General features: G+C 67.1%; 11 protein-coding genes. 5 read left to right on the top strand and 6 right to left on the bottom strand.

The window, feature by feature from the left end; all coding sequences use genetic code 11:
• Positions 1-2 precede the first annotated feature (2 nt).
• From ACVW1B_RS36000 to ACVW1B_RS35985, 4 genes are all read left to right on the top strand, one after another.
• Positions 3-860, top strand: coding sequence for an FkbM family methyltransferase (locus ACVW1B_RS36000; protein WP_253605548.1), 858 nt, complete (start codon positions 3-5; stop codon positions 858-860).
• A 186-nt stretch (positions 861-1,046) separates the two neighbouring features.
• Positions 1,047-1,433, top strand: coding sequence for a VOC family protein (locus ACVW1B_RS35995; protein WP_253605550.1), 387 nt, complete (start codon positions 1,047-1,049; stop codon positions 1,431-1,433).
• A gap of 109 nt (positions 1,434-1,542) precedes the next feature.
• Entirely contained in the window at positions 1,543-1,833 is a 291-nt protein-coding gene (locus tag ACVW1B_RS35990) for a hypothetical protein (protein WP_233475705.1), read from the top strand.
• A 172-nt stretch (positions 1,834-2,005) separates the two neighbouring features.
• Complete coding sequence (locus tag ACVW1B_RS35985) at positions 2,006-4,339, top strand: OmpA family protein (protein ID WP_253605552.1); 2,334 nt, start codon at positions 2,006-2,008, stop codon at positions 4,337-4,339.
• A gap of 298 nt (positions 4,340-4,637) precedes the next feature.
• Here the strand turns inward: ACVW1B_RS35985 and ACVW1B_RS35980 are convergent, their stop codons facing one another.
• Both ACVW1B_RS35980 and ACVW1B_RS35975 read right to left on the bottom strand, forming a co-directional pair.
• Positions 4,638-6,395, bottom strand: a complete 1,758-nt coding sequence (locus ACVW1B_RS35980) for an alkaline phosphatase (protein ID WP_253605554.1) — start codon at positions 6,393-6,395, stop codon at positions 4,638-4,640.
• A gap of 119 nt (positions 6,396-6,514) precedes the next feature.
• Entirely contained in the window at positions 6,515-6,880 is a 366-nt protein-coding gene (locus ACVW1B_RS35975; RefSeq protein ID WP_253605556.1) for a nuclear transport factor 2 family protein, read from the bottom strand.
• Between the two features lie 97 nt (positions 6,881-6,977).
• On the opposite strand from ACVW1B_RS35975, the gene ACVW1B_RS35970 reads away from it, so the two are divergent.
• Complete coding sequence (locus ACVW1B_RS35970) at positions 6,978-7,565, top strand: TetR/AcrR family transcriptional regulator (RefSeq protein ID WP_225163120.1); 588 nt, start codon at positions 6,978-6,980, stop codon at positions 7,563-7,565.
• Positions 7,566-7,743: 178 nt separating this feature from the next.
• On the opposite strand, the gene argG is transcribed toward ACVW1B_RS35970, so the two are convergent.
• The 4 genes from argG to rlmN form a co-directional block, all read right to left on the bottom strand.
• Positions 7,744-9,081: an argininosuccinate synthase gene (gene argG / locus ACVW1B_RS35965; RefSeq protein ID WP_253605560.1), complete on the bottom strand. Its 1,338-nt coding sequence runs from the start codon at positions 9,079-9,081 to the stop codon at positions 7,744-7,746.
• A 90-nt stretch (positions 9,082-9,171) separates the two neighbouring features.
• Positions 9,172-9,954 carry a phosphatase PAP2 family protein gene (locus ACVW1B_RS35960; protein WP_253605562.1) on the bottom strand — a complete coding sequence of 261 codons (783 nt, stop codon included), beginning with the start codon at positions 9,952-9,954 and terminating at the stop codon, positions 9,172-9,174.
• Positions 9,955-10,111: 157 nt separating this feature from the next.
• On the bottom strand, positions 10,112-10,612 hold the full coding sequence (locus ACVW1B_RS35955; RefSeq protein ID WP_456822795.1) for a hypothetical protein: 501 nt from the start codon (positions 10,610-10,612) through the stop codon (positions 10,112-10,114).
• Positions 10,613-10,762: 150 nt separating this feature from the next.
• Positions 10,763-11,977 carry a 23S rRNA (adenine(2503)-C(2))-methyltransferase RlmN gene (rlmN, locus tag ACVW1B_RS35950; RefSeq protein ID WP_092087850.1) on the bottom strand — a complete coding sequence of 405 codons (1,215 nt, stop codon included), beginning with the start codon at positions 11,975-11,977 and terminating at the stop codon, positions 10,763-10,765.
• Positions 11,978-12,053 lie beyond the last annotated feature (76 nt).

Below are 12,053 nucleotides of genomic sequence, written 5' to 3'. Positions count from 1 at the left end.
CTATGCATGCCGCGCTTTTGACGAGGCCATGCGTGATCCCGAGCAACGACATATCGCCGGCGCCGTTCGGCGCCTTCGCGCCCAATGCGGCGCAGGCCGCCATCATCCGCCTGGCGCATGGCTCAGGATTGAAGCGCGGCGCATTCCGGCCCTGGCTGTCGAAACTGGTCAATCTGTTCGGCGCGGGTCCGCTCGACGTGACCTATCAGGGCGCATCGTTCCGATTCTATCATCAGCAAAGCGCGACCGAGCGCGGCGCGCTGTTCAATCCCGATTACAACCTTGAAGAACTCGCCTTCCTGCGGGCGCATGTCGGCGCGGATGGCACCTTCGTCGATCTCGGCGCCAATGTCGGCACCTATGCGCTGGCGCTGGCGCGCGATGTCGGGCCCGGTGGCAGGGTGATCGCGATCGAGCCGCATCCGGTGACGCATGCGCGGCTCAAGTTCAACACCCAGGCCTCCGGCTTTCCGCAGGTGCGCCTGGTTGCGGCGGCTGCCGGCCCGACCGATGGCGAACTGATGATCGAGACCGACGGCGACAATCTCGGCGCCAGCCACATCGTCACCGGCACGCCGACGGGCAAGGCGTTCAAAGTGCCGTCGCTGCGGCTGCAACGCATCCTCGACGAGGCCGGAGTGAGCAAGGTCGACGCGCTCAAGATCGACGTCGAGGGTTTCGAGGACCGCGTGCTGATCGGCTTCTTCCGCGACGCGCCGCAGTCACTGTGGCCGCGCGCGGTGGTGATCGAGCATCTGTCGAAGGACGAATGGACCGACGACTGCATTGCGGACATGCATGCGCGCGGTTACGTCGAGCAGGGCCGGACGCGCAGCAACACGCTGCTGGTACGGAGTTGACAGCCCTGTCTTCTCCTTCCCCCTGAAAGGGGGAAGGTCGGGATGGGGGTCAGCCGCAGGAACGGTGCCTGCGAAGAGAGCAGATTCCCACCCGCTTTGCTCTCGCGAGCAAAGCGACCTCCCCTTTGCAAGGGGAGGTGACACGAGAACGCGGATGCAAGTGCATCACAACAAGGGAGGCTCGCGATGATCGACCATATCGGCTTTTCTGTCTCCGACTATCAACGCGCGAAGGCTTTCTACCAGACGGCGCTGGCGCCGCTCGGCTACGGCCTGATCATGGAAGTGCCCGCAGAGGTGACCGGGCACGCGCCCGCCGCGGGCTTCGGCGCCGAGGGCAAGCCGGACTTCTGGATCGGCGGCGAAGGCGCGATGAACAAGCCGGTGCATATCGCCATCACGGCCAGGGACCGCGCTACCGTCGACGCCTTCTACAAGGCCGCGATGGCGGCCGGCGGCCGTGACAACGGCGCGCCCGGCATTCGCGCGCATTACCATCCGAACTATTACGGCGCATTCGTGCTCGATCCCGACGGCCACAATATCGAGGCGGTCTGCCACACGCCCGGGTGAAACATCGGAACGCCGCGGCGCGCGATCCGTTGTCGCTGCGAACTTCGATGGAGCGATCAATGCGCGCGACGCGATCTGGCATCGGCAACCGCCGCGGGGCCTCGATATGATGCCGATCGAGCCTCCCGAGATTCCGCCGACGACGCCGGGCACACCGAGCGAACCGCCGCCGGGAATTCCGCCCGGCAGTCCGCGCCCCGAGATTCCGGAGCCGGTGCGCGAACCCGGCGAGCCGCCGCGACCGGACGAGTTGCCCGGCAAGACACCTGACGAATCACCGGTGCGTGGACCGCCTGGACCGTCCGGCCCGCCGCCTGCGACAGATCGACTCGCCGCCGGTGAGTCGCCCTTGCGCCCAAGTTCCACGTCGATCGCAAATGTGTCGGCGCGTTTCTTCTGAACGCGCGGTGAACAACCACACATGCAACCCGTTATAATGTCGAAATAAACTTCGCCGATGATTCGTGGCTCGCCACAATCCGGCCTAACGGCTGGCGGTTCATCGTCCTGCCGAATTGTTCGGTTCTCACTTTGCTTTCCTGCCCAGACTTTCCGCCGGGGACTCCTAGACAATGACAAAGCTTCGTCTCGTGCTGCTTGCCACGACTGCGCTGACGGTGATGCAATTCGCCACCTCAGCGTCGCACGCCCAAACTTCGCCTCTGGTCGTCGCACAGGCGCAGCAGAAGGAAGAAACCGGACCTGACGGAAAGCCGAAGGCGCGGCCAGCGCCGGGCGCGCCGGGTGCTCCTGCACGTCCCGCACCGCCGGCCGCAGCACCGCATCCGCAGGCGCCACCTCCCGCCGCGGCACCCGCACATCCTGCTCCGCCGCCGGCCGCAGCGCCCGCGAAGCCGACCCCGCCTGCAGCCCCTGCCCGGCCCGAGCCGCCCGCAGCTGCACCGGCAAAGCCGACGCCGCCTCCGGCAGCCGCACCGCATCCGGCACCGCCGCCGGCTCCCGCACGGCCCGAGCCGCCTGCCGCGCGCCCGACGACGCCTCCGCCGTCGGCTGCTCCCGCACATCCCACACCGCCGCCGCCCGCGGCCGCACCCGCGAAGCCATCGCCGTCACCGGCACGGCCGGAGCCGCCCGCAGCAGCGCCTGCGAAGCCGACCCCGCCGGCGGCCGCCCCCGCACATCCGACGCCGACGCCACCGCCGCCGGCCGCAGCACCGCAGCGACCCGGCACGCCGCCGCCCGGCGCAGGACCCGCGCACACGCCGCCGACGCCGGCGCCCGGCGCCACGCCGAATGCCGCGCCCGCAGCACGTCCCGGCACCCCGCCCACGGCGGCAACGCCGACTCCGACGCCCGCAACGCCGGGAGCTCCGACAACGGCGCCGGCCGAACGCCGCCCCGGCGATCGTCCGGGTGGCGAACGCGGTGAACGTCCTGGCGGCGCCAAGCAACCGCCCGGCACGCCGCCCGCGGCGACGTCAACGCCCACGCCTTCGGCAACGACAACGCCTCCGGCAGCAGGGGCACGACCGGGCACGCCGCCCGCCGCGACAGCTCCCGGCGCGACACCGACGCCGACGCCTCCGGCAGCCGGCGCACAGCCCGCGCGTCCAGGTACCCCGCCTGCCGCAACAACGCCTCCGGCACCCGGCGCGACGCCGACGCCACCGGCGCCAGGTCAGCAGGGACGTCCGGCGACACCGCCCGGAACGCCGGCGACCCCGGGCGCGGCAATGGGCGCGCCCGGCGCGACCCCGGCTCCGGGTCAGCCGGCAGCACGTCCGGGCGTCGCGCCCGGCGTATCGCCAGCCCAGGGAGCAGCTATGGGCGCGCCGGCACCGTCGGTCGTCCCCGGCTCGGCCGCCGCAACGCCGCCGCCCGGCCGCGCGCAATATGCGCCGCCGACGGTTGCGCCCGCCTTCCGCGCCGCGCCTGCCGTCGCAGCGCCGCTGCCGCCGCCACCGCGCCATGACAACATCAAGCCGCTCGCGATCGGTGCCGCCGTCGGTGCCGGCGTGGTCGCCGGCGCCATCATCGGCGGCAGCATCGCCGACCTGCACAGCCAGCGGCAGGAGGTCGTCGAGGGCGGCCGCACCATCTACACCGAGCCGGACCGCGTCATCATCCGCGATCCGGGCGGCCAGGCCTATGTCCGCGGCGACGACGTCTATCGTTTCCGCTATGGCGCGCGCGATATCCGCACCGAGACGATCGGCGGCGAAACCCGCACCGTGGTGGTTCGTCCCGACGGCAGCGAGATCATCACGGTGGTCGGCTCCGACGGCCAGATGTTGCGCCGAATCCGCAGGGATACTGGCGGCCGCGAGGTCGTCATCATCGACAACAGCTATCGCGATCCGCGGGCGGTCGGCGGCTTCTATGTCGACGCGCCACCGCCGGTGGTCAACATTCCCTACGATCGCTACATCGTCGATGCTCAGGACGCGTCGCCCGACGTGATCTACGAGACCATGGAGGCACCGCCGGTGCAGCGGATCGATCGGCGCTACTCGCTCGACGAGATCCGCTACAGCCCCAATGTCCGCATGCAGATGCCGAGCATCGACGTCAACACGATCAACTTCGACTCCGGATCGTGGACCATCCCGCCGGATCAGGCGGCGAGGCTGCAGGTGATCGCCGACGGCCTCAACCGAGCTATCCAGCGCAACCCGCGCGAGGTGTTCCTGATCGAGGGCCACACGGATGCGACCGGCAACGACACCGACAATCTGTCGCTGTCGGACCGCCGTGCGCAATCCGCCGCCGAGCTCTTGACGCAGCAGTTCGGTGTGCCGGCTGAGAACCTGACCTCGCAGGGCTATGGCTCTCAATATCCGAAGGAGCAGACCGACGGACCGAGCCGCATCAACCGGCGCGTCACCGTCCGCCGCATCACCCCGCTGCTCAACGGCGGCACCGCCTCGGCCGCGCCGCCGCGCTGAGCCGGCGCGACATCACGATACGAAATGGCCGGGAGCGATCCCGGCCATTTTTGTTTGTTCTCCTTCCCCCAGAAAGGGGGAAGGTCGGGATGGGGCTCAGCCGCAGGTGACGGTGGCTGCGGAGAGAGCAGATCCCCACCCGCTTTGCTCTCGCGAGCAAAGCGACCTCCCCTTTTCAAGGGGAGGTCGGAGAAGCCTCGCCGCTCACACCAACCCTCCAACAGCAAACTTTGCTCATCTCGACCCCCGCAAGCGGGAGGGGTACAGCGGGCATGCCTCGTCTCAATCTCATCATGCGTTACTTGCCCGCGCCCAGTCCCAGCGCCTCGACCATCACGCGGAACACTTCGGTGTTGTCCATCGAGCCGTGGACGCGCTCGCTGCCCGGGCCCGTCGCGGTGAGAATGACGTCCTCGCCGGAATGCACGCTGGCGCCGATCATCGCCGGCAGATTGCCGAAGCGCAGCACGACGCCGGGGACATCCTTGTACTTGTCATTGGCCTTGAACGTGTCGGGCTGGTCGCCCTTCACGGTCGGCTCGTTCGGATCGTCGAGTTTCGGGCGGAACGTCTCGTAGTGATCCGGCAGGCTGGCGGAGAAGATTGCAAGCCGCCGGCTGACATCGACGCGTGACGGATAACCTTCGGCGTCCGGCGCCGGATAATTCGGGAACCCGGCTTTCTCGTAGACACCGACGCGCTCGCGCAGCGGCACGTTGGGTGTCGCCGCCATGTCGTCATTGATGGTGCCGACCAGGCTGTTCGGATGGTTGTGATCGGCCACGACCAGGATCAGCGTGTCGTCGTTGCGCGCTTTCGCCCAGTCCTTTGCCAGCCGCACCGCATTGTCGAGCATGATGGTGTCGTAGACCGCGCGCTCCATGTCGAGCAGATGGGCGTATTTGTCGATTAGGCCGGACTCGACCATCAGGAAGAAACCGGCCTCGTGTTTCGACAGCACCGTGAGCGCGGCCTGAATCTGCTCGGTCAGGTCCGGCTGCTCGGGGAATTTCCTGACGCCGCCGCCCCTCAGGAACTTGCGGTCGAGCGCGCCGTCCATGTTGCCGGCGGCGAACAGGCCGAGCAGTTGGCGGGTGTCCGGTTTGGCCGCGAGCGTGGCGAGTTCGCCTGCGGTCGTCGCGACCGGATAGCCGGCGTCGCGGAAGCGCGCGAGATAGTCGACATCGTCCTTGCGTTTCGATCCGGACGCGGATTGCGGCAGGAAGTTCGCGGAGCCGCCGCCCATCAGCACGTCGGGCTTCGCGTCGAAATATTGCGCGACGATCGCGTCATAGGCGGCGCGGCGGCGGGTATGCGCAACCATCGCCGCCGGGGTCGCGTCCTCGACCTCGGTGTTGGTGACGATGCCGACGGCGAGGCCCGCCCGGCGCTTGGCAAGACTCGCGATGGTCTCGACCCTCGGATCGTCAAGCGGATCGGGCGTGCGATCGGCGTAGACGCCGAGCGCATTGACCGCGGCCTTGTGGCCGGTGGCGTAGGCGCTCGCGGCATTCGCCGAATCGGTGATGATCGAGTCCGAGCCGGCGGTCGCGACCAGCGCCATATGCGGCATGTCGTCGATCGCGAGCTTGCCGCGGCCCTTGCCCTCCGCGATTCCCTTGGAGAGGATTCGCGCGGCGACGCGATGCGACGGCGACATCCCGTCGCCGATGAACAGGATCACGTTCCTGGCCTTTCGCGCCTTGGTGTCGTAGACGGTCCAGGTCACCTTCCGGCTCTGCGTGCCGTCACTGACTTCGACGGCGACCTGCCCGGGCTTGACGAGCGAGACATCGCGCAGCACCAACGCCGACTGCTCCCGGCCGGCCTCGTGCGCGGTGAATGTGCCGCCCTGGCCGAACACCGCGGCATAGTCCGCGCCGTTCAGCGTGACCTTGAGCTTTGCTTGATCGACCACCCCCGGAAGCTCGACCTTGAAGTCGAATTTGGCGCCGACGAGGATATCGGCGCGATCGATCGGATAGATCGTCTGGGCGAACGCCGGCGCTGCCGACAACGCCAGCGTGACGGCCATACCGGCAACTTGCTTGATCATGATCGATGCTCCGCTCTCGCGCATCATGCGCATCATGCGCATCGGAGCGGAGGCTAGTTGCGGCGGATGACGGCGCAATGAGGCGCGCCGGGGCGTATTGCCGCAAGGCCGGCGTGATTTCAGCGCGCCATCTGCTGCGGATCGTAGAAGAAGCGCTCCTCGACCAGCTCCTCGCCGCGCCAGGTCTGCCAGGCGACCTCCTCCATGCTGCGGACCTTGCCGTCCTTGCCGGTGAATTCGAAGCGCCAGCAGATCGCCGAATGATCGCCGTCAAGCAGGAGCGGCCCGAGCCGCGTGGTCTTGACGCCGGCGACCGCGGCCAGCACCGCCGCCTCGCGCGCCGCCAGCGCGCCGCGGCCGACGCGCCACTCACCGTCATTCTCCTGGGTGCGGGCATCGACTGAATAGAAATTCCTGATCGCGCCGACATGGTCGTTGGACTCGACCGTGTCGGCGAAGGCTTGCAACGTCCTAAGCGAGGGCATCGGGCATTCTCCATTTACCGACTTATAGTCGGTATTTATCGACTGGTAGTCGGTAAGTCAATTGGCTTGCGTCTGGAACTGGGCTAGAGATGCGCCCATGGCAACCCAGGCCGAACGGCGCGAGAAAACCAGAGCCGCCATCGTCAAGGCGGCGCGGCGCATTTTTGGCGAGCGCGGCTTCGCCGCTGCGACGATGGACGACATCGCCGCCGGCGCGCGTGTCGCCAAGGGCGCGGTCTATCATCACTTCGCGACCAAGGAGGCGGTGTTCGAGGCGGTGTTCGAGCAGGTGTCGATCGACCTTGTTGCCGATCTCGACCGCATCTCGCGCGCCGAGAACGATCCGCTGGCGGCGATGGCGGCGGGCACGCAGGGCTATTTCGCGGCGTGCTCGAAAGGCCCGACCGGCCAGATCATCTTGCGCGACGGCCCCGCCGTGCTCGGCTGGGAACGCTGGCGCGAGATCGACGCGAAACATTTCGGCGGCAAGTTTCCGCGCGCGCTGGCCGCCGCGATGGACGCCGGCGTGATCGCCAGGCAGCCGATCGAGCCGCTGGCGCGGCTGCTGCTCGGCGCGGTGACGGAAGCCGCGGTTGCGGTCTCCGCGGGGCCGGACATCGGCAAGACCGGCACCGATTACGCGCGCGCGTTCCGCTCGCTGCTGGATGCGCTCAGGGTGAAGTAGGCAGGCCTCTCTCCCCACGTCGTCCCGGCGAAGGCCGGGACCCATAACCACAGGGAGGAGTCGTGGAAGCGCGCTGGAGCACCAGCGTGCTTCATAACCATGGCCGGTGGTTATGGGTCCCGGGTCGCGCTTCGCTTGCCCGGGACGACACCGAGTTTGTGTCTACCCGCCCACCATCTCAGTCCTTGTCGTTCTCGAGCTGGAAGATCTGCGAGCCTTCGTCGCTCGAGATGAGGCCGGTCTTGTTGTACAGGCCGAGCTTGGCGCGGGTGTCAGCAATGTCGAGGTTGCGCATCGTCAGCTGGCCGATGCGGTCGGCCGGCGTGAAGGCGGCGTCCTCGACCTTCTCCATGCTGAGCCGCTCCGGCGCGTAGGTCAGGTTCGGGCTCTCGGTGTTTGATATCGAGTAGTCGTTGCCGCGGCGCAGCTCGAGCGTCACCTCGCCGGTGACGGCGCGCGCCACCCAGCGCTGCGCGGTCTCGCGCAGCATCAAGGCCTGCGAATCGAACCAGCGGCCCTGATAGAGCAGGCGGCCGAGCCGCATGCCGCTGATGCGGTACTGCTCGATCGTATCCTCATTATGGATGCCGGTGACGAGACGCTCATAAGCGATGTGCAAGAGCGCCATGCCCGGCGCCTCATAGATGCCGCGGCTCTTGGCTTCGATGATGCGATTCTCGATCTGGTCGCTCATGCCGAGGCCGTGGCGGCCGCCGATCGCATTGGCCTCGAGGAACAGCGCGACCGGATCGGCAAACGTCTTGCCGTTCAGCGCGACCGGCTGGCCTTCCTCGAACCGCACCACGACCTTCTCGGCCTTGACGTCGCAATCGGCGCGCCAGAACGGCACGCCCATGATCGGATTGACGATGGTGATGCCGCTCGCAAGGCTCTCGAGATCCTTGGCCTCATGCGTCGCGCCGAGCAGATTGCTGTCGGTCGAATAGGCCTTCTCCGCGCTCATCTTGTAGGCGAAGCCTTGCGCGGTCATGAACGCCGACATCTCGGCGCGGCCGCCGAGCTCGTCGATGAACTGCTGGTCGAGCCAGGGCTTGTAGATGCGCAGGCTCGGGTTGGTCAGCAGGCCGTAGCGATAGAAGCGCTCGATGTCGTTGCCCTTGAAGGTCGAGCCGTCGCCCCAGATGTTGACACCGTCCTCCTGCATCGCCGCGACCAGCATCGTGCCGGTCACCGCGCGGCCGAGCGGCGTGGTGTTGAAATAGGTGATGCCGCCGGTCGAGATGTGGAACGCGCCGGACTGGATCGCGGCGATGCCCTCATGGACCAGCTGGGTGCGGCAATCGACCAGGCGGGCCTTCTCGGCGCCGAAATCCATCGCCTTGCGCGGGATCGCGTCGTAGTCGGCCTCGTCGGGCTGGCCAAGATTGGCGGTATAGGCGAAGACCTTGGCGCCTTTCAGCTTCATCCAGAGCAGCGCCGCCGACGTGTCGAGCCCGCCCGAGAACGCGATGCCGACTTTTTCGCCAGTGGGCAGGCTTTTCAGAATCGTACTCATGGGACGGTCCAATCGGTCGAAATCAATGATGTTTCCGGGGTGGCGATATCAAATTTCCGAAGGCTGAGCACGCCTTTAATCAGGCCCAAATCAGGCCTCGGGCTGGCTGGACGCCGCCTTGCCGCCCCGGCGCCAGCGCTGCATCCACCGGTAGCCGGGCATCGCAAGGCGGGTCAGCGTGGCATCGACCTGGGCGTCGGTCAGCCGGGTCGCTGCCCAGCGGTAGATCAGCGCGTAGAACAGCCAGACCGTGAAGAACGACACCAGGCCCGCGATCGCCACATCGGTGAAGAAATGGCCGCCAAAGGCCATGCGAAGCCCGCTGGTGACGATGCCGAACACGGTGGCCCCGGCAAAGGCCAGCGGCCGCCACGCGGGCGGCGTCAGCGCCGCCGGTGCATAGGTCCAGAACGCGGTGGCGCCCTCGCCGGAGAAGAACGAGCAGTTGCGCGGGCAGCCGCCGCGCGGGTCCCACCACGGCATGAATTGCAGGTCGCCGCCGAACTGCGTCACGAACACCGGCCGCGGCCGGCCCCAATAATTCTTGAAGGTGAGGTTGGTGAGCACGCCGGCCGAGAGCAGCATCGTGGTGAGCAGGAACACCGCGGCGCGGCCGGACATCAGCATCGGCCGGTCGGGCCGGATGAACTTCCAGACGATGGTCACGATCGCCGGCAGCACCAGCGCCCAGGCGATCCACATCGCCGCATCGCGCGCAAACGACGCCACCGCGTCGAGCTTCAGCGGGAAGGTTTTCTGCGCCACATCGTAGAACAGCGCCGCCAGCTTCAGGTCGAGCTCGGGATAGATCCCGAACAAGATGCCGACGATGAGCGCCAGCGCCAGCGCGATGAAAAGTCCGGTCCGGTTCATGGCGCGCGGTTTAGCCGACGCGGATGAGCATGGGAAGTGACGTCATCCCCGCGCAACGGCTTCGCCGTTGTCGCTGGAGGTGCGAGCTCTTGCGAGCCTCGAAGGATGCGGTCTTGCTGCGGCCCATCCTTCGAGACACCGTGCTGCGCACGGTTCCTCAGGATGACGGCGGTGTTTGCGGCCGCCGTTGCGACGGCAAGGGCGGGGGCGGCGGCAACGGCCGCGACGGCTCGCGCCAGGCGCCGGCGGTGCGGCCGGCGATCAGCCAGTAGACCAGGCCCGCGACGATGCCGGCGCCGGTCATGATCTCCATGTGCCGGCGCACGATGCCGTGGAATTGCATCGTATCGGGATCGAACGGAACCAGACCGAGATAGCAGGCCGCGCCGACGATCGCGCCGCCGACGGCATAGGCCAGCACGCTCCTGATGAAGAACGCCTCGGTGATCAGCACCACGATCAGCGCAGGCAGCAGCGCAAAGCCCGAGATGAAGATGAAGCCGAAACCGAGCACGACATTGATCGCGCTCTGGTCGATCTGCCCGCCGAAATCGCTGATCTCGGGATACAGCACCGCGACGACCACGATGATCCCTGCCACGAAGCAGGCCATCAGGAAGCCGAAGGCGACGACGAACAGGCGGCCGATCAGGGCCATCGGGTCATTCCATCATCGAACATCAAGCCAGGCACTAGCCTCTCCTCCGTCATGCCCGGGATTGTCCCGGGCATCCACGTCTTCTCGCGGAGAAAGCCAAGACGTGGATGGCCGGGACAAGCCCGGCCATGACGAAATATGGAAACACACTCAATCCGTCATCGCCATCGCGCGCAGCGCCTGGCGCTCGCGGGCCGAGAGCTTTTCGGTCTCCGACTTGAGCTGGCCGCAGGCGGCGAGGATGTCGCGGCCGCGCGGCGTGCGCACCGGCGAGGAGTAGCCGGCGTTGAAGATGTATTCGGAGAATTTTTCGATCTGCTCCCAGTCCGAGCATTCGTAGGCGGTGCCCGGCCACGGATTGAACGGGATCAGATTGATCTTCGCCGGAATGCCCTTGAGCAGCTTCACCAGGAGCTTGGCGTCATCGAGCGAATCGTTGACCCCCTTGAGCATCACATATTCGAAGGTGATGCGCCGGGCGTTGGAGGCGCCGGGATAATCGCGGCAGGCCTGCAGCAATTCCTTGATCGGATATTTGCGGTTCAGCGGCACCAGCTCGTTGCGCAGCTCGTCGCGCACCGCATGCAAGGAGATCGCGAGCATCACGCCGATCTCGTCACCGGTGCGCTGGATGTTCGGCACCACGCCCGAGGTCGACAGCGTGATGCGCCGGCGCGAAATGCCGATGCCCTCATTGTCCGCGACGATCAGCAGCGCATCGCGCACCGCGTCGAAATTGTAAAGCGGCTCGCCCATCCCCATCATCACGATGTTGGTGACGCGGCGCGTGCCGTCCTCGCGGTCGGCCCAGTCATTCAGCCGGTCGCGCGCCACCATCACCTGGCCGACGATCTCGCCGGCGGTGAGGTTGCGCACCAGCCGCTGCGTGCCGGTGTGGCAGAACGCGCAGTTCAGCGTGCAGCCGACCTGCGAGGAAACGCACAGCGTGCCGCGATCGGTCTCGGGGATGTAGACGCACTCGACCTCGTGCGGCCGCTCGACCTTGTCGCCGCTCGGCAGCCGCAGCAGCCATTTGCGGGTGCCGTCGTTGGAAATCTGCTCGGCGACCACCTCGGGACGGTCGACGGTGAAATGCTTCTCGAGCTCGGCGCGCATGTCCTTCGAGACGTTGGTCATCTCGGCAAAGCTCTTGGCGCCGCGGAAATACATCCAGTTCCAGAGCTGCTGGGTGCGCATCTTGCGCTGGCCGGCCTGCACCCCGATCTCGCCCAGGCGCTCGGCGATCTCGGCGCGCGACAGCCCGATCAGCGACGGTTTGGCCGGCGGCACATAGGTCTCGAGCGGAACCTTCTCGACCAGCGCGCTGGCGCCGGAGACGGCATGGGTGGTCACGGTGTCGGTCATGAAACCTCAAATAGGCCTTCCAGCCGGTGCTGGAAAGCCACCAAATACCTCGATTTCAGGCCTTAAGTCGATTTTT

The organism is Bradyrhizobium sp. USDA 4502, from assembly GCF_054063355.1.
This window is presented reverse-complemented; position numbering and strand designations above follow the sequence as displayed.